This window comes from Methylobacterium sp. CM6257 (genome assembly GCF_054611515.1).
The window spans coordinates 983270-999927 of sequence record NZ_CM137735.1 but is presented as its reverse complement, the minus strand read 5'-3'; the positions used below and the strand labels follow the sequence as shown (position 1 = coordinate 999927).

19 protein-coding genes and 2 tRNA genes are annotated in these 16658 nt (G+C 65.6%); 11 read left to right on the top strand and 10 right to left on the bottom strand.

Annotated elements, in window-relative coordinates; translation table 11 throughout:
• Nucleotides 1-30: 30 nt before the first annotated feature.
• From cysC to ACYCO6_RS04765, 3 genes are all read right to left on the bottom strand, one after another.
• The gene (gene cysC / locus ACYCO6_RS04775) at nt 31-711 is read right to left on the bottom strand and encodes an adenylyl-sulfate kinase (protein WP_459769796.1); all 681 of its coding nucleotides are present in this window, start codon (nt 709-711) and stop codon (nt 31-33) included.
• Nucleotides 712-886: 175 nt separating this feature from the next.
• Entirely contained in the window at nt 887-1129 is a 243-nt protein-coding gene (locus tag ACYCO6_RS04770) for a hypothetical protein (RefSeq protein WP_459769794.1), read from the bottom strand.
• A gap of 32 nt (nt 1130-1161) precedes the next feature.
• Nucleotides 1162-1422 carry a hypothetical protein gene (locus ACYCO6_RS04765; RefSeq protein ID WP_459769792.1) on the bottom strand — a complete coding sequence of 87 codons (261 nt, stop codon included), beginning with the start codon at nt 1420-1422 and terminating at the stop codon, nt 1162-1164.
• A 454-nt stretch (nt 1423-1876) separates the two neighbouring features.
• Between ACYCO6_RS04765 and ACYCO6_RS04760 the strand changes: the two genes are divergently transcribed.
• Complete coding sequence (locus ACYCO6_RS04760; RefSeq protein WP_459769791.1) at nt 1877-2008, top strand: hypothetical protein; 132 nt, start codon at nt 1877-1879, stop codon at nt 2006-2008.
• Between the two features lie 62 nt (nt 2009-2070).
• Here ACYCO6_RS04760 and ACYCO6_RS04755 read toward each other — a convergent pair whose 3' ends face one another.
• Nucleotides 2071-2358: a hypothetical protein gene (locus ACYCO6_RS04755; RefSeq protein WP_459769789.1), complete on the bottom strand. Its 288-nt coding sequence runs from the start codon at nt 2356-2358 to the stop codon at nt 2071-2073.
• Between the two features lie 320 nt (nt 2359-2678).
• Nucleotides 2679-2768: transfer RNA gene (locus tag ACYCO6_RS04750), tRNA-Ser, on the bottom strand.
• 175 nt (nt 2769-2943) lie between these two features.
• Here ACYCO6_RS04750 and ACYCO6_RS04745 point away from each other — a divergent pair.
• Nucleotides 2944-3017: transfer RNA gene (locus ACYCO6_RS04745), tRNA-Gln, on the top strand.
• 181 nt (nt 3018-3198) lie between these two features.
• On the opposite strand, the gene ACYCO6_RS04740 is transcribed toward ACYCO6_RS04745, so the two are convergent.
• Both ACYCO6_RS04740 and ACYCO6_RS04735 read right to left on the bottom strand, forming a co-directional pair.
• On the bottom strand, nt 3199-3909 hold the full coding sequence (locus tag ACYCO6_RS04740; protein WP_459769787.1) for a hypothetical protein: 711 nt from the start codon (nt 3907-3909) through the stop codon (nt 3199-3201).
• A gap of 505 nt (nt 3910-4414) precedes the next feature.
• A complete protein-coding gene (locus ACYCO6_RS04735; RefSeq protein WP_459769785.1) occupies nt 4415-5290 on the bottom strand; it encodes a bestrophin family protein in 876 nt (291 codons plus the stop codon).
• Nucleotides 5291-5644: 354 nt separating this feature from the next.
• On the opposite strand from ACYCO6_RS04735, the gene ACYCO6_RS04730 reads away from it, so the two are divergent.
• Nucleotides 5645-6055 (top strand): hypothetical protein, encoded by a 411-nt coding sequence (locus ACYCO6_RS04730; RefSeq protein WP_459769783.1) that lies wholly within the window; start codon nt 5645-5647, stop codon nt 6053-6055.
• Nucleotides 6056-6352: 297 nt separating this feature from the next.
• Nucleotides 6353-7183: an LssY C-terminal domain-containing protein gene (locus tag ACYCO6_RS04725; protein ID WP_459769781.1), complete on the top strand. Its 831-nt coding sequence runs from the start codon at nt 6353-6355 to the stop codon at nt 7181-7183.
• Between the two features lie 183 nt (nt 7184-7366).
• Here the strand turns inward: ACYCO6_RS04725 and ACYCO6_RS04720 are convergent, their stop codons facing one another.
• Entirely contained in the window at nt 7367-7867 is a 501-nt protein-coding gene (locus tag ACYCO6_RS04720) for a VOC family protein (RefSeq protein ID WP_459769779.1), read from the bottom strand.
• A 13-nt stretch (nt 7868-7880) separates the two neighbouring features.
• A complete protein-coding gene (locus ACYCO6_RS04715) occupies nt 7881-8672 on the bottom strand; it encodes a VOC family protein (RefSeq protein WP_459769777.1) in 792 nt (263 codons plus the stop codon).
• A 101-nt stretch (nt 8673-8773) separates the two neighbouring features.
• Between ACYCO6_RS04715 and ACYCO6_RS04710 the strand changes: the two genes are divergently transcribed.
• Nucleotides 8774-9466, top strand: coding sequence for a winged helix-turn-helix transcriptional regulator (locus ACYCO6_RS04710; RefSeq protein ID WP_459769775.1), 693 nt, complete (start codon nt 8774-8776; stop codon nt 9464-9466).
• A 266-nt stretch (nt 9467-9732) separates the two neighbouring features.
• On the opposite strand, the gene ACYCO6_RS04705 is transcribed toward ACYCO6_RS04710, so the two are convergent.
• Entirely contained in the window at nt 9733-10782 is a 1050-nt protein-coding gene (locus tag ACYCO6_RS04705; protein WP_459769773.1) for a LacI family DNA-binding transcriptional regulator, read from the bottom strand.
• Nucleotides 10783-10869: 87 nt separating this feature from the next.
• On the opposite strand from ACYCO6_RS04705, the gene ACYCO6_RS04700 reads away from it, so the two are divergent.
• The 6 genes from ACYCO6_RS04700 to ACYCO6_RS04675 all read left to right on the top strand — a co-directional run bounded on the left by ACYCO6_RS04700 (nt 10870) and on the right by ACYCO6_RS04675 (nt 16658).
• Complete coding sequence (locus ACYCO6_RS04700; protein ID WP_459769771.1) at nt 10870-11793, top strand: ABC transporter permease; 924 nt, start codon at nt 10870-10872, stop codon at nt 11791-11793.
• Nucleotides 11790-12581, top strand: a complete 792-nt coding sequence (locus ACYCO6_RS04695; protein WP_459769769.1) for an ABC transporter permease — start codon at nt 11790-11792, stop codon at nt 12579-12581. Before ACYCO6_RS04700 ends, ACYCO6_RS04695 begins: the two co-directional genes overlap by 4 nt.
• A gap of 9 nt (nt 12582-12590) precedes the next feature.
• Nucleotides 12591-13382: an ABC transporter ATP-binding protein gene (locus ACYCO6_RS04690; RefSeq protein ID WP_459769766.1), complete on the top strand. Its 792-nt coding sequence runs from the start codon at nt 12591-12593 to the stop codon at nt 13380-13382.
• A 75-nt stretch (nt 13383-13457) separates the two neighbouring features.
• Nucleotides 13458-14522 (top strand): ABC transporter substrate-binding protein, encoded by a 1065-nt coding sequence (locus ACYCO6_RS04685; protein ID WP_459769764.1) that lies wholly within the window; start codon nt 13458-13460, stop codon nt 14520-14522.
• Nucleotides 14523-14580: 58 nt separating this feature from the next.
• A complete protein-coding gene (gene hpsN, locus ACYCO6_RS04680) occupies nt 14581-15894 on the top strand; it encodes a sulfopropanediol 3-dehydrogenase (RefSeq protein WP_459769762.1) in 1314 nt (437 codons plus the stop codon).
• On the top strand, nt 15891-16658 hold the full coding sequence (locus ACYCO6_RS04675) for an SDR family NAD(P)-dependent oxidoreductase (protein ID WP_459769760.1): 768 nt from the start codon (nt 15891-15893) through the stop codon (nt 16656-16658). Before hpsN ends, ACYCO6_RS04675 begins: the two co-directional genes overlap by 4 nt.

Below are 16658 nucleotides of genomic sequence, written 5' to 3'. Positions count from 1 at the left end.
CGAACTGATATTTTTATGATTCGATCTGTTCTAGCAACGCAGACCAGGGATTGTGGCCTCAAGCGCGTTAGTGGGTAACACATCGACTGAGTGAGCGATCGGCATGCTGAGGCGCATCAACGCGTCGATCAGCGGCCGTGCGGTGGTCGCGACGGCCTGCCCTGCTGTCGCGAGTGTCAGATCCGGCTGAAGCGGCGCTTCGTCGGGAGCCGAGATGCCGGTGAAATTCGGGATCGCGCCCGACCGCGCGCGACCGTAGAGGCCCTTGGGGTCGCGTGCCTCACAGATCCTGAGCGGCGTGTCGACGAAGACCTCGAGAAACGGAATGTCGCCTGCGGTGGCCCGGGCCGCTTCCCGCTCTGCGCGGGATGGAGAGATGAGTGAGACGATCGTAACAAGACCGGCATCCGCCATGAGCTTGCCGGTTTCAGCTGCACGGCGGACATTCTCGGCCCGGTCACGGTCGGTGAAACGCAGATCGCTGTTGAGGCCGTAGCGCAGGTTGTCGCCGCCCAGGACCATGGTGGCGCGGCCGGCCCGGGTCAGCGCACGATCCACCTCGCTCGCAATGGTGGATTTTCCCGCTCCGGAAAGGCCAGTCAGCCATGCAATGACAGGCCGTTGGCCAAGCACGCGCCAGCGATGCTCGCGCGGTTGCAGTGACTGCCAAGTCAGATTGCGGTGTGCGAATGGGTTTGGCCGCCGGCCCAAGTCCCACCCTCCGGTTGTGTCCGGAAATGCAATGACACGAAACCGTGATCGTTTGTGTGGCTACAACGTCACGTTGAGCACCGCATGCTGCACGGGCGGCCCCATGAAGGGCGCGACCGAGTAGAACAGAGCATAAATGGGACCTGTCGAACTCGGAGTGCGCGGCGCGGGCCCGCTAAAACGGCCAAGCCTCTTCCGGCAACTCGGGCGCAATTCGCTCTCCCGGCGCCACAAGCTCCACGATTTCGTCGAGCGGCTGCGTCACCCGAATGGTGCGCCCCGCTGCCGTGATGAAGGTCTCGTTGCGCATCAGGTCCGTGTCGCTGAGCGCCTGAACGCTGGTCACACGTAGAAGGTGCCGACAGCCGTCGCCATCCTGCACCTGCAAGAAGTTCCCGACCCGCCGAACGGCAGACATCTCACCTCCTCCACGCGATGGTGAATTCTGGCCTACGCACCCTGCAGGCTCTCGACAAAGTCGTCCGGTCTCTCGCTCCAGCCGGCGAGGATCGTCGCGCCCTCGAGCACGCCGGCCTCATCGTCGGCCAATGCCTTCGACACGGCCGCGCCGGGCATCCGCTCCTCCAAGTTCTCGACCTTCTTGACCGCCCCCCGCTGTATCTGCGCCGGCTCCCACCGGGCCGGGAGCAGCTGCTTCCGGTGTACCTCGAACGGTTGCACCACGAATTCCATTTTCATCGTCACTGCCATGCCTCGTTCGACCCGGTTCGGCGGAAGGTTCTTCACCGTCCGCGCCTGCCTTCTAAGACCGCGCCGCGATTGGCGTTTTCGAGACCAGTTCACATGAGCCCTCCGACGCGGAAGTAGCACCTTGCCCGCGCATTGCATCGACCCGCGCATCGGCTTTGTTCCGCTTTTGTTCTAACATGGCGAAGCCGCGGGTGCATCTCAAGCGGATCAACGCACTGCTCGTTCGGAGGGCTGAACCGTCGGCGTGCCGGTGAGCGGGAAGGCCCGTACGCCGGCTGCCCCTCTCCGGTCGTCGACTTCCTAGAGGGCGCGCGGGAGCTGCCGCGCTGGCTCGTGCCGAACCCGCCCGTCACCGTCCTATGGCGCGTCGCCGGCCCATCTATGGAGGGCGCCAGCATCTACGGTTGCGACCCCGCCCGCGTCGACCGCAGCCTCAAGCTCGGCCGTCAGCATCGTGGCGGCGGTGCTCGACGGTCAGATAAGCCGCAAGCGCGTGATGCTCGAGGGCGACGTCGCGCGCCTCGCCTTCTGCAACCTAGACCTGCCGGCGTTTCGTTCGGCGTCGACGAGCCTGGTGAGGGCGTGATCTGGGGGCTAGCATGCACGGTCGGACGTCGTGGCGCGACCGAGCGCCGCTCCGTAGCGACCTCAACGCCATCTCTCATCCATGCAAGCCAGCACGTAGACCGTGCGCATGCAGCGCTCTCGGGCTGCCTGAGAGTTCGCGTTGCCCATACACGCCCTCATTCCGGAGGACAGCAGCAAGCGATCAACGTCTTGGGCGCGTGCGCAGGTGAAAACCGGCTGGAAGCCCTCGAACAGGCTCACCTGCCAGAAGATCGCAATGACCAGCAGGAGGCAGAAGCCGCCGACCAAGATCCGATTGTCGTAGAACCAGTGCTTGGGGTCGGCGGGTATGGTGGAGCGCCCGCTCATCTTTTCACCGGATGTGCCAGTAGGAGCGTGGTGCGAACCCTATTGCGCTGCGAAGCCGCCTTATCGGTCTCGAGCGCCTCAGCTGTGCGGGCGTTCGTGCGGATCGTCTCCAACAGGTCGCACATCCAACCTTTCGCGAGCAGACGCGATCCGGTGGCGCCGTCAGCGAGCACCGCTTGGATTGCAGCATCGATTTTCTGTTGATGGCCTCGGCAGCCTTGAGCAGCACGGAGACGGTCGGGTTGGTGGCCATCGGTTGCCATTCACCGGTGGCGTCAAGAGCCGCCCGATTCAGATTCCCCTTTCTAAACAAAGGGCGCTGGCGGAAGGGGTGGGATTCGAACCCACGGTGGAGTTGCCCCCACGGCGGTTTTCAAGACCGCTGCCTTAAACCACTCGGCCACCCTTCCCAGCCGTGCCGTGTCGCCACGGTTACGGCCGCAGCTGATGCCGCGTCAACCGTAGAAGGGCGGTTGACCTGTCGAAGCATTCCGCATATCTGACCGCCCACGCCCGGGCCGCCTGCTGCGGCGCGGAGAGAGATCGGCCTTCTGTGTTTCACATGGGCCGGAAGTCTCGCCTGATTGGGGGATAGTTTAACGGTAGAACGGTGGACTCTGACTCCTCTAGTCCTGGTTCGAATCCAGGTCCCCCAGCCACCGAATTTAGCCCGCTAGGTCAGTGACTTAACGGGTTTTTCGTTGCCGGAAACGTGTTCGCTAAGGATTGCGACGCGCTGCAACACGGGTAGTGTTTTTACAATGAGTTACGGCCCGGCCTAGGCTACTCCGCGCAACACGGGCGGAACGGAAGCCGCGTCTGCACATCACAATTTGAATTTCATAGTTCTGCCCGGCCGCGGATGGATAAGGACGAGACTGTGGGATGCGTCCCGCCTCCGCAGGCCCCGGGACACTGGCTAGGGGATTTTCGGTACCCACAAGCAGCGAGTATCCAACCCCTGCTGACACGGCCGCGGGAACCGCGAATCCTGGCACGTCGCCGTGCATCCGGCCCGTCGCCATTGCGCCGCAAGCTCTCGATGAGGGCGCTCAGCCGGGGATCAGCCGGTGTCACGCGTGCCCGTTGTCCGGCGTAGGCGAGCGCAATCGCGAAATCTCCAGCGTTACGGCTGACGTTGATCAAGTCCGACAGCGTGGCGCGATTGTTCGGGTGGCGTGACAGGGTGTCCTTCAGGACCGCTAACGCCTCACTGGCCTGCCCGGCGGAATGCAGGCCCACGGCATAGACATAGGCATAGCGGAGCTGGTCAGGGGCAAGCTCGGCAGCGCGGCGCAGATCACCGAGCGCGTCCTCGTGCTGCTTCCCAAAGTGCTCGAGGCGCGCGTCGTTGAAGTCGCCGAGCACGGTTCGGTCGCTTGCATGCTGCATGGCGCGCGCGTGCTGCGAGGTGCGCCACAGCTCCACCTCGTCCGCGCGGCAGCCAGCACAGGCCGCGCTGCCAACAAAGGTGCCAGCACGGCCGGCCTCCGGGCCTGCGCGCATCGCATGGGAAATGCCATGCAGAAGATGGGATACGGCTCCGCCCAAGATCGCAGTCAGGGCCGCAATCGGGGGGCAAGCCACAGCTTGAATTGCTCTGGACCACCGCGAATTGCCAGTTGCCCTGTCATGTGTGCCGCCGCAGCAGGCCTTCTTCGCGTGTGGCGTTTCGCGCGCAATCTCACTTGGTTCCCTGTTAAGGCGGCGCATCTCCGTACGGCGGATGATGCGACGAGCCGCAACGAGGTGGCCTGACGATGGGCCGCAAAGTGCTGCAGCTGATCTCAGGCTTGATGCACCGCACGCGCAGGCGAGGCGGGATCCCGCTTAGCTACCCGGGCACTGTGGCCATTATTGTGCACCTTCAATTTGAGATCTTCACCGCGGAGGCACAGAGATGGATGGTTCAAATGCCGTTCGCCGGTCTCGCGAGAAGCTGGTCCGGTAGTGCTTGGCAAGTCGGCAGATGGGACTGTCCTACGCGAGGCGCAGGACACTCTCGCACCGACGCTGACGGCGACAGGCCTGCCGTCCGCTGAGCAGGCAGCGTCGTCTAAGCGAGGACACCGCGGCGGGCGCGGATTGGCTTGGGCGCTGGCTCATCGATCGATTGGAGAAGATCGATCTCGATGGTACGTGTTATCGCGAGCATCGGCAGCGCGTGTGGGCTGTCTGCGAACGGATCCTCTAAATCCAACCCGATCTCGTCCAGGGCCAGGAACAGAAATCCGACTACGGTCGAGCCCAGCGGGGTGATCCAACCCAGTTCCTGCACCATGGACAGCGGCAGCAACAGGCAGAACGCCCGGACCAGGACGCCCGGCACGGCCGAGAACTGGATGGCCAGGGGGGTGTTGCGGATGCGCTCAAGCCCACCTTGCGCATTGGCAATGTCGGACAGGATGCGATCGACTGAAGCGAGCAGCGCAGGGTGAACCGCGCGCTTCTCGGCCAAGTATCGCAACCGGCCTTCGATTGCGTGCAGGATCGCGTTGGGTACATTTCGGCGCCCCTGGATGCTGGCGGCCAAGTCTGGTGTGAGAAGCCGCTCAAGCTCCGCCGTAACGTCATTCCCGCGCAGGGCACCGCGCAGCGCGTGGCCATAGGCCACCATGGCTCGGGTGAGGTCGGGTGCGCCGCCGAACAGCGTCTCCATCTCGCGCGAGAACGAGCGGGCGTTGTTGGTCACCGCTCCCCACAGGGTGCGCGCCTCCCACCACCGGGCATAAGCGGCGTTGTTGCGTACGCTGAGGAACAGCACGAGCGCGGAGCCGATCAGCGAGGTTGGCAGGCTGGGCTGGTCCATCCAGGGCCGGTGCGCCATCTGGAAGACGACGACGACAAGCACATCCCAGGCAAAGAGGAGGAGGAGCGCTCGCAGGCCCTCGCGGAGCAGCTGGATCAGCCCAGTACGTCGATCAATGATCATGGCCGTTGCGTGAGCCAGTCGACGGGAGACAGCCAAACTAGCAAATTTTGCCGCATCGACAGCGTCACCTAGAGAGATGGGTCGTCGGTTGTGTAAGATTGAAAGTGGATCATCAGCGCATCGCTAGGCCCGCTCCATGATCCGCCCGGATCCGAGAACGTACTGCACGGGATTTGGCCCGCCGCCCCTCGGCAGCCCTTCGACGGTTCCGTACCCAGAACCCGAGCGGCGCCGAGAACCATGAACGGCCAGGAATCGTCTCTCCTCGGCAATATTCAGCGGCTGTCTGACGGATCGTCTGGTGTATTCCCTAGTTGTAGCCAGGGGCGCCCTCTCAGATCGGAGTTGATCGTCATGACACGCCTTGCATTGGCATCGACTGCGCTGCTTGCCGCTCTGGCCTTCGCGCCGACTGGCGCAGATGCGCGCGGCTTCGGCGGCGGCGGCTTCGGTGGTGGGTTCCGTGGCGCTGGTTTCCACGGGGGCTATGGCGGCTTCCGAGGCGGATACGGCGGCTTTCGGGGCGGGCATGGCCGGTTCGGGTATGGCTACGGGCGCGGCTATTACGGGCGCGGCTGGGGTGGCTATGGCTACGGCGCCGGTCTCGGCCTGCTCACGGGCGCGGCGATCGGCTATGGTCTGGCGGGCGGGTATTACGGCTACGGGCCATACGGGTACGATTATGCGCCGGCAGCCTACGACTACTGTGACCCCTACGGTTACGGATACGGACCTTACGGCGGCTGTGGATATTACGGCTACTGAGGTCGCGTAACGAACGCCCGCTCGGACAGAAAGGAGCCTGCCCGATTTGCGCCGGGCATCGCTTTTTGCGCTTTTTGCTGAGGATCAAACTTCTCGGACTTGCAAGGCTCACCTGCTCCCGAGACCGAAGCTTCGATCCTTCCGATGGTGCACTCTCGCCGCCTCCGGGATGTCGGGTTGGAAACCGAGCCGCCGGCGACGCGCCCCGACACCGGAGGATTGCCGCGTTGAGGTCCGCCTCGACGACCGGCGCGCCTCATCAGGTCATCTGAATGCGGCTGAGGGAAGGACTACCCCGTGAGGCGCTTGAAGCTGCTTGGCCAACGCACGCTGGTGGCGGTCCTCGGTCTCGTGACGGTCTGGCTGATCCTGGTGCTGTTTTACGACGTCGCCGATCGCCGCCTTCCGCTCGTCCTGGCGCTGGCGTCCACCTACGCAGCCAGCGCCTACTTGATCCTGCCTCGCGCGATCCGGCTCGGTGCGCGCATCCTCAACCGAAACTCTATCCCCACCTACACGCTGACTGGCGATGGCCTGCCCGGCGATCCTGTGAACCTGGCCTTGATCGGCACCTCCAACGAGCTGCGCCGCGCCTTCGTTCAAGCCGGGTGGACGCAGGCCGATCCGCTCGGGATCAGCAGCTCGTGGAAAATGGCGTGCGCCTTCGTCCTGAACCGGCCTTATTCAAGCGCCCCGTTCAGCACGCTCTACCTGTTCGGCCGGGGACAGGACGTTGGCTTCCAGCGATCAATCGATAACAGCCCGCGCAAGCGCCATCACGTCCGCTTCTGGGGCATCTCGATCGAACGCGCGGAAGCGACTCTCGGCACCGTAGCCTTCTGGCTCGCCTCGAGCCGGCCGGCCGACACTGAGCGCGCCTTGTGGATTGGTGCTGCGACCAAGGACATTGGGTTATCCTTGACGCGCCTCAGCTTCCAGATCACCCACGCGACCGATGCTGACACCAACGCCGAGCGCGAGTTCCTTGTCCGAGAGCTGAGAGAGCACGGAGCGATCGGGCAGGTCCGCCACCACATGCCTGGCGAGCGGCTGTCAATTGGCACGGTCAATCGCTACCTCAGCGACGGCTTGGTGGCCGTGGCGGAGCTGAGCGCGCGGCCCCGCTGATGCGTTTGGTTTGGGCGGCTTTCTGTATCAATCGGAGAGCCCGGGCGGGCGCTGCAAAGAGCTGCATTGGAGCACTGAGGCCGTCACCTAAGCTGCACCAACTAATCCTGCGTCGTGACCTTCTCCGGCCCGCCGGATAGCTCAATCACGCTGTCGAGCGACTCGAAGTGGGAGCCGGTGATCTTACGCATCGGCAGAGCCTCCTCGGACCGCAGCTTCGATCCGGGCGATGTCGATCTTGCGCATGGTCATCATCGCCTCGAACGCGCGCCGGGCCGCGGCTCTGTCGGGATTGCTGTTGGCGCGCAGGAGCGCGCGCGGCGTGATCTGCCAGGAGAAGCCCCAGCGGTCCTTACACCAGCCGCACTCGCTTTCCTCACCGCCGTTGCCCACGATGGCCTCCCAGTAGCGGTCGGTTTCCGCCTGATCATCGGTCAGCACCATGAAGCTGACCGCCTGATTAGCCTTGAAGTTGGGTCCGCCATTCAAGCCGACGAACGGGCGGCCGAGTACGGTGAACTGGACGACGAGTTCCGCGCCCTCAGGTCCGCCGGGGAAATCGGACGGGGCATACATGGCCGCGGCGACACTGCTGTCTGGGAAGGTTTTGGCATAGAACTCCGCAGCCTTGCGGGCTTGACCGTGGTCGAACCACAGGCAAGTCGTCAACTTCTCGCTCGTCATCGCTCATCTCCCTTCACGCAGCTTGGCGCGGGCCGGCAAGGCCGAGCCTGTTGCCCGCCGGATCAGCAATGTTGGCCGAGTAGCTGCCACCAGGGATCGGATCGGGCCCCTGGAGCACCGTGCCGCCCCTCTCCCGGGCCGTGGCGAGCGCGGCATCGATATCGGCTACATGGACGTACCAATTCCAACGGGCCGGCGCGCCGGTGGCTGCACTCGACATCACCGCACCAGGGCGCAGGTCGCCCCGGCCGATGAAGGCGTACTCGCCCCGCCCGTTCATCGGCATGGCCCCGAGTTTCTCCCAGCCGAACAGCGCCCCGTAGAACGCGAAGGCAGCCTCGGGATCGGGGGTTGCGAGCTCGATCCATACGCCGTGGCCGAGGGTTTGCTCCGTCCCGAGGGGCACCGGCCCAAAGGCCCGGCTCTCGCTGGGGCTCGTCGCACCCATCAGGGCGAACACCACATCCTGCCGGTCGCTGACCATCGCGAAACGGCCCACATGGGGAATGTCGACAGGCCCGAACCGGATCCTGCCGCCGAGGTCCACCACTCGGGATGCCATGGCGTCGACGTCGCGGGTCGCGAGGTAGACGGCCCAGCCCGGAAGGCCGGGGGCTTCGGGCATCGACCGCCGGATTCCGGCCACGGGCGTCCCACTAGCCTCCGCGACTCGGTAGCCGCCGTGCTCGGGCATCGGCGATGGCGCGACGCGCCAGCCGGCGACAGCCTCGTAGAAGGCTTGCGCCGCGTCTTGGTCGGTCGCGTTCAGCTCGAACCAGATGGGTTTACCCTCGACAATTGGCATCGGGCGCATTCCTCCGTGACAACAGGCGTGTCGACCGCATCGCGGCGCCGCATACGGCCCCGCTTTGCCCAGGCTGCCATCATCAGTTATACAAAGCAACCATGCAGTCAGAAAAAATAACTAAAGCGGCATCGCTGACGCGAGAGCGTCGCTACGACGACGCGTGCGGCACTGCCCTCGCCCTGGAATTCATTGGCGAGCGTTGGTCGCTGCTGATCATGCGCGAACTGGTCTTCGGCCCCCGCCGCTTCGGCGAGATTCGGGCAAACCTTCCGGGCATCAGCGCCAACGTGCTGACACAGCGCCTGGAAAGCTTGGAAGATTCAGGCATCGTTTGCCGCTTCCGGCTGCCGTCGCCGGCCAACGTGCAGGTCTACGATCTGACGGAGTGGGGCCGTGAGGCCGCGCCGCTGATGCGCGACCTGGGTCGCTGGGCGGCGCGCTCGCCGCGGCACGATCCGAGCCTGTTCATGTCGGCGGCTTCAGCCATGATGTCGCTCCAGGCCCTTGTCGACCGAAAGCGCGCCGCGGAATTGCCTGTGTCAGTTGCGTTTCATTTCCCCGGCGAGGACTTTATCGCGACAGTGACTGGCGGCGAGATCTGCGTGAGCCGTGGTATCATGGAGGCGCCCGACCTCGCTTTCACCGGAAATACGATGGCGATGCGCCGCACGATCTATGGCAAGGCGCCTTTGGTCAGAGACGGTGCGGGCGGAACGCTCGCCTTCGCTGGCGAGGCCGATCTCGCGCAATCCTTTGTCGATCTCTTCTCTCTGCCCGCCAAAACCGCCTGAGGAGCGTCTTAGCGGTCAGGTCGGAATCTGGCGCTGCGCTGGATTGCGGAGCAACCTGAGCGATGGCAGTCCAGAACACACCTTCGCGGAAGCGGAGGTATTGCTGCCTGCCGCAAGGCCGAAGAGTGTCGGATGGTAAGATCCAGCCGGCTCAAAGACCGTCAGCTTTTCCGGCAAATCTTCTCCGAAGCGGATGGCTGACTGCGTTGATATTACCAGCCCGCGTTGAAGCGCCACCCGGTCGATTGCCGTATCTCGCCTCAGCCCTAACCTTCCCCGGCCGATTTATCACCGCATGTTGGCGGCGGTCCGGAGGAGCGACGCTCAATCAGCTCGATCGGCATCTCCGTGCGGCTGCCCCGGGGGTCGCCTCGCAGACGGGCAAGCAGATGCTCGGCGACCTCCCGCCCGAGCTCGGCCGTCGGCAGATGAACGGTCGTCAGAGACGGCGCGATATGGCTTGCGATCTCAAGGTTGTCGATGCCGACGACCGATAGATCGCGGGGGATGACAAGGCCACGTTGCTCGGCCTCGAGGAGGACGCCGACGGCAAGGAGATCGTTTCCGCACACCACGGCCGTCGGGGGCTCGGCAAGCCCCAGGAGTTGCAAGAGGCCGGCCCGACCGCCGGCGAGAGAGAATGGCTGCTGCGAAATCCGGGCATTCGGGAGATCGAGACCCTCTGCCGCGAGCGCCCGCCTCACACCTGCGATGCGAAGACGGGCGCGGTCGTTAGCCTGGGTGAAGCCCGAAACCATGCCGAACCGTCGATGACCCATTGCGAGCAGATGCCTGGCCGCGAGATAGCCCGCCTGAGCATTGTCGAAGCCGATCGAATCCAGCCGGTCGTCGAATGACCAGGTCAGCACCACCGGTATCGGCGCCTCGATCATAAGGGCCCATGTTTCAGGGAGATGATCCGCGCCGACCACAATCAGAGCGTCGACTCCACGTCCGAGCATGGATCGCACTTGGGCAGCCTCCTCTGCGGCCGCGTATTCATGGGCTGCGAGCAGGAGCTGGTAGCCGTTTCGGGCCAAGGTTGTCTGCAGGGCCTGGACCGCGCGCGCAAAAATCGAGTGGTCGAGCGTCGGGATGATGGCGCCAATCGTGTGCGTTCGGCCCGACGCCAGGGCCTGCGCGGGGCCGCCGGGCAGGTAGCCCAGGGACTCGGCAGCCGCGCGCACCCGCCGGATTGTATCAGGATGGACGATCGGCGCTCCGGCCATCGCGCGTGAAGCGGTTGCCGGCGAGACGCCCGCCTGAAGGGCAACCGCTCGCAAGGTTGCGCGCTGCTGACGTTTCACGGCCTGCACTCTCGATCGGCTCCCCAGTACACAGAGTGATGAATGCGCATTCAAAAAAACGCAACAGCTTCAGTGAAGTGACCCGCTCGCAGTCGGGTGTTCGATGATCCGGCCAAATTCTCGCCCGTGCACTTATTGACAAACCAGACGAGTGCGCGCTCAATGAAAGCGCATTCATTGAATGCACATGCAGCGAGGCGCGACAAGACGGCCGCTGCAGCGAGAGGAAATGCCGTGAAGTTCAGCCGCCGCATGCTCGTCGGCATGGCGACGCTCGTCGCCATTGCCGTCCTATGGTACGCCGCGACCACCGGGCTCGGCCTGATCTCAGCCGGGCGCTTCCCGGCACCGGCCGACGTTGAGACGGCGGCGATCCAGGCTCTCGTTCGCGGCTATCCGGACGCGACGCTCTTCACCCACATCCTGCATTCGCTGCGCTTGGTTGCTCTCGGGTTCGTCGTCTCGGTGGCTTTCGGCGTTCCCCTTGGCCTGCTGATGGGCTGGAGCCGGACGGCCGAAGCCCTGATCAATCCCGTCTTCCTGCTGCTGCGCCCAATCCCGCCGCTCGCCTGGATCCCGCTCGCCATTCTGTGGCTCGGTCTCGGCGACGAAGCGAAGGTGATGGTGATCGTCATCGCGGCGTTGCCGCCCGCGGTGATCAGTACCCATGCGGGCGTACGCTCCGTCTCGCCGCACCTCGTCGAGGCGGCACAGATGCTGGGCACGCCGCGGCTGCGCTTCGTTCTTGAGGTGCTCGCACCGGCAGCGGCGCCGATGATCTTCACCGGCCTCCGCCTCGCGCTGCAGGCGAGCTGGACCACCCTCGTCGCTGCCGAACTGGTCGGCTCGCTCGCGGGCCTCGGCTACGTCCTCAACGTTGCGCAGCAGGATCTCTATCCGGGGATGATCCTGGTCGGCATGGCGGCTGTCGGGATCCTAGGTGCCGGCAGCACCGCGCTCCTCGGGATAGCCGAGCGACGTGCCGTCGTGTGGGCAGAGATGCGCGGGGCGCCGGCATGATCGCGTATCGCCAGCCCCTGCCGCTTCGCCGCAGTCTCGCCCTCGGAGCGATCGGTACCGTGACGTTCCTGGGTCTCTGGGCCGCGCTATCCCGGTCCGGTCTGGTATCGTCCGTGTTCCTGCCGGGACCGGTCGCTGTCATCGAACGGTTCGCGACCCTGATGACGACGCCGTTCGCGGGCGGCACACTTCTCGCGCACGTCGCTTCGAGCCTCCAGCGCTTCCTGGCCGGTTACTTGCTCGCTGTCGCCGTCGGCGTCCCCCTCGGCCTGATGATGGGCTGGTCGCGGCTCCTCGACGACATCGTCACGCCGATCTTCGACGGGCTGCGCTTCATCGCCCCGATTGCGTGGGTGCCCTTCGCGGCCCTGTGGTTCGGCACCGGGGTCGGTGGCCCGATCCTCATCATCTTCGCCGGCGCGTTCCCACCCTGCCTGATCAACGCCTATCGCGGGGCCCGATACGTGGATCCGCGCCTCATGGAGGCGGCCGCGATGCTCGGCACGCCGGGCCACCGGACAATCACCGAGGTGCTGCTGCCGGCGGCACTACCTTCCATCGTCGCGGGCCTGCGCATCAGCGCAGGGCTCGGCTGGCAATCCCTTGTGGGCGCCGAGCTGATCGTGGCCTCGACGGGCGTCGGCTACATGATGGTGCAGGCGCAGGGTGCGGTGTCGACCACGACCGTAATGGTCGGGATGGTCGCCATCGGCTTGATCGGCGTGATCATCGACGTCTGCCTTCGGCTGCTCGAGATCCGCATCCGCTCGCATCTCGAACAGGCCTGAGGTGACGCGATGAGTTCCATCCGATTCGAGCAGGTTGACAAGAGCTTCGGTGGCGGCGCGGTGAAGGCCCTCGAGCGGGTCGATCTCACCGTAGCCGACCGCGAATTCGTCGCGATCGTCGGCGCCTCAGGCTGCGGCAAGACGACGTGCCTTCGCCTCGTTGCGGGTTTCGAGGCGCCGACCAGCGGCCGGATCGTGGTCGGCGGCAAGCCCGTCACCGAACCCGGGCCGGACCGCGCCGTGGTGTTCCAGCAATTCGCGCTGTTCCCTTGGAAGACGGTCGCGCAGAACATCGCCTTCGGCCTGCGCAACAAGGGCTTGCCGGCAGCCGAGCGCGACGCGCGAGTCGCGGCTGCGATCAGCATGATCGGCCTATCCACCCATGCCAACGCCTATCCGCACCAGCTCTCGGGTGGGATGCAGCAGCGCGTCGCCATCGCGCGCGCCTACGTCCTGGAACCCGAGGTGCTTCTCATGGACGAGCCTTTCGGCGCTCTCGATGCACAGACCCGCGTGGTGATGCAGGAGGAACTCGTCCGCCTCGCGCGCAGGAATCCGCGGACCGTCCTGTTCATCACCCATGGCGTCGAGGAGGCGGTCTACCTCGCCGACCGGGTCGCGGTCATGACCCGGCGCCCCGGGCGCATCAAGGAGATCATCGACGTCAAGGCGATCCGCGAGGCGGAGCGCTGGGAAGATCACGCCAGGATCGAGGACGTGATGGACCTCGAATCGTTCGTCCATCTGCGGACGCACATCTGGAAATCGTTGCGCGAAGAGAAGAGCGAGGCCGGCCACTGAGGGGCCGATCAGCAATCTGAGGGAGGACGAAACATGGTCGAGAACCGGATAAGCAGGAATCCCGCAGGCCGGGGGTTGGCATACCTGCTCGCGGGTGCCCTCGCGCTGATGCCACAGGCCCTATCGGCGCCTCAGGCCCAGGCTGCGGACCTTGAGCGGATCGGCGTCTCCTATCAGCCCTCGCTCTACTGGGCGCTCCCCTTCTACATCGCGACACAGAAGGGATGGTGGAAGGAGGTCGGCTTCGAGCCGAACTTCGCTGTGTTCCCAGCCGGCGCACCCCAGGTCGCCGCTGCCCAGGCGGGATCTTGGGATGTTGGCGGCGCCGGCTCCGTTCCAGCTATCCTCGGTGCGGCGCGCTTCGGATTGCTGACGATCGGCCTCACCAACGACGAGTCGAAGACCAACGTGCTGATGGTGCGCGGCGAGCGCTACGATGCGATCGTCAAGGATCCGAAGCAGCTCGCTGGCCAGAAACTTCTCGTCACCACCAACTCCACCGCAGACTTTGCCGCGCGAGCGTGTCTCAAGAAGTGGGGGCTCGGCCCGCGCGACATGCGCTTCGTCAATCTCGGGCAGGCGCAGATTATCTCGGCGATGATGGCCAACGCCGGTGAGGTGGTCGGCGTCTGGGCGCCCAATACCTACACGTTGGAGGAGAAGGCGGGCGCGCGGCTCCTGTGCAGCGGGGCAGATGCCGAAGCGATGGTGCCGGGCGCCCTGATTGCCCGTGCCGACTTCGCAAAGGCGCATCCGGATGAGGTCGCCAAGTTCCTAGCGGTCTACCTGCGTGGCTGGGGATGGGCGAAGGCCCATCCCGATGAGGCCCGGGCGATGGCCAAACGCTTCTACGCCGAAGGTGGCGTCGAGGTGTCCGACCGAGCGATCGACCAGGAATTCGCGTTGCGGCCGACCTATTCCCTCGATGCGCAGCTCAAGGCGATGGCGCGGACGAGCGGCCCCTCGCAGGTCGATGGCTGGTTCTCGCAGATCGGCGCGTTCATGGCCGATAGCGGCACCATCCCGCAGGCTCCCGACCCCAAGGGCTACATCGACGACAGCTTCATGAAGCGCGTCGCGGCGGATCCGAAGCTCAAGGCCTTCGCCACAGAGTTCGACGCGGCAGCCTCTCAACGCTGAGCGCGGCGGTTCGCAAGCGCACGGCAATCCTCCCAGGCACCGGGAAAAGGCAAGTCCCATGACGATCGAATATGTAAAGCGCGCGACCAAAACGCCGGAGACCGAGACCGACACGGCCCGCCAGGTCGTGACCGAGATGCTCGCCGCTATCGAGGCACGGGGCGAGGACGCGGTGCGGGACTACGCCCGATCGCTCGACAAGTGGACCGGCGAGATTATCGTGACGCCGGAGGAAATCGCCCGGCGCACGCGGGACATCCCCGAGAGCGTCAAGGAGGACATCGTCTTCGCCGCGGGACAGGTGCGCCGCTTTGCGGAGGCCCAGCGCGACAGCGTCCGCGACTTCGCCGTCGAGCTGGTTCCGGGGCTGACCACGGGGCAGAAACTCGTCCCCTGCAACGTCGCCGGCTGCTACGTGCCGACGGGACGTTACGCCCACATCGCCTCGGCATACATGTCGGTCGCGACCGCCAAGGCGGCCGGCGTGCCGACCGTGGTTGCCTGCTCGACCCCCTACCGCGGCGAGGGCATCCACCCTTACGTTCTCTATGCGATGCAGGTCGCGGGCGCCGACGTAGTCATGACCCTCGGTGGGGTGCAGGCGATCGCCGCGATGGCTTTCGGACTGTTCACCGGCAAGCCCGCCGACATCATCGTCGGGCCGGGCAACAAGTTCGTCGCCGAGGCCAAGCGCATGCTGTTCGGTCGCGTCGGCATCGACGTCTTCGCTGGCCCCTCCGAAGTAGGCATCATCGCCGACGAGACGGCCGACCCGGCGATCGTCGCGTCCGACCTCGTCGGCCAGGCTGAGCACGGACATGAGAGTCCGGCTTGGCTGTTCACGACCTCCCGGGCGCTCGCCGATGACGTGATGGCCCGGATGCCCGGCCTGATCGACGCGCTGCCCCCAACTGCGCGGGACGCGGCCGGCGCAGCCTGGCGCGACTACGGCGAGGTGATCGTCTGCGGCACCCGCGCGGAAGTCGTCACGGTCTCGGACCGCTACGCGAGCGAGCATCTGGAGGTCCACGCCGCCGACCTTGACTGGTGGCTCGGCGCACTCAGCAATTACGGCTCGCTGTTCCTCGGCGAGGAGACGACGGTCGCCTTCGGCGACAAGACCTCAGGTCCGAACCACATTCTCCCGACCAAGTACGCCGCCCGCTACTCGGCTGGCCTCTCCGTGCACAAGTTCCTGCGACCCCTGACCTGGCAGCGCATGGACCGGGAAGCATGCAAGACCATCGCCCAGGCTACTGCACGGATCTCCCGCCTGGAAGGCATGGAAGCACATGCCCGCACGGCCGACGACCGACTCGCAAAGTATTTCCCGGGTCACAACTTCGATCTCGGTGTCGCGGTGAGGGCATGAGCTCCCGCCTCGCACCGCTGTTCGACCTGACCGGCCGCACGGCGCTCGTCACCGGCGGGAATTCCGGGATCGGCCTCGCACTCGCGCGCGCCCTCGGACTCGCAGGGGCCGGCCTGATCCTGACCGCCCGCCGGGAGACCGACCTCGCGGCGGCGGCCGCGGGACTGCGCGCGGAAGCGATCGCCTGCGAGGGCTTTCCGGCCGACCTCGCGGACGCCGGGGCCGTCAGGAACCTCGTCGCGCGCCTCGGCAGCCAGCCCGTCGACATCATCGTCAATGCCGCCGGGGTGAACCTGCGCCAACCCTTCGAGGCGGTGACGGCGGAAGCGTTCGATCTGCACATGGCTCTGCATGTGCGTGCGCCCTTTCTCCTGACCCAGGCCCTGGCGCCGGCTATGGCCGCCCGCGGATTCGGGCGGATCGTCAACATCGCGTCATTGCAATCCTACCGGGCCTTCCCCAATTCCGCGCCCTACGGCGCCGCGAAGGGGGCAGTGGTGCAACTCACCCGCGCCATCGCGGAGGCGTGGTCGGCGCGCGGCGTGACGTGCAACGCGATCGCGCCCGGGTTCTTCCCGACCCCCCTGACCCGTGCGGTCTTCGACGATCCCGATCGAACGGCACGCTATGCCGCCCAGACCGCCTGCGGTCGCAACGGCGAACTCGCCGATCTCTACGGCGCGGTGATCTTTCTCGCGTCAGGAGCCTCCGCCTACGTCACCGGACAGACCCTGGCGGTCGACGGCGGCTTCACCGCCAAGTGA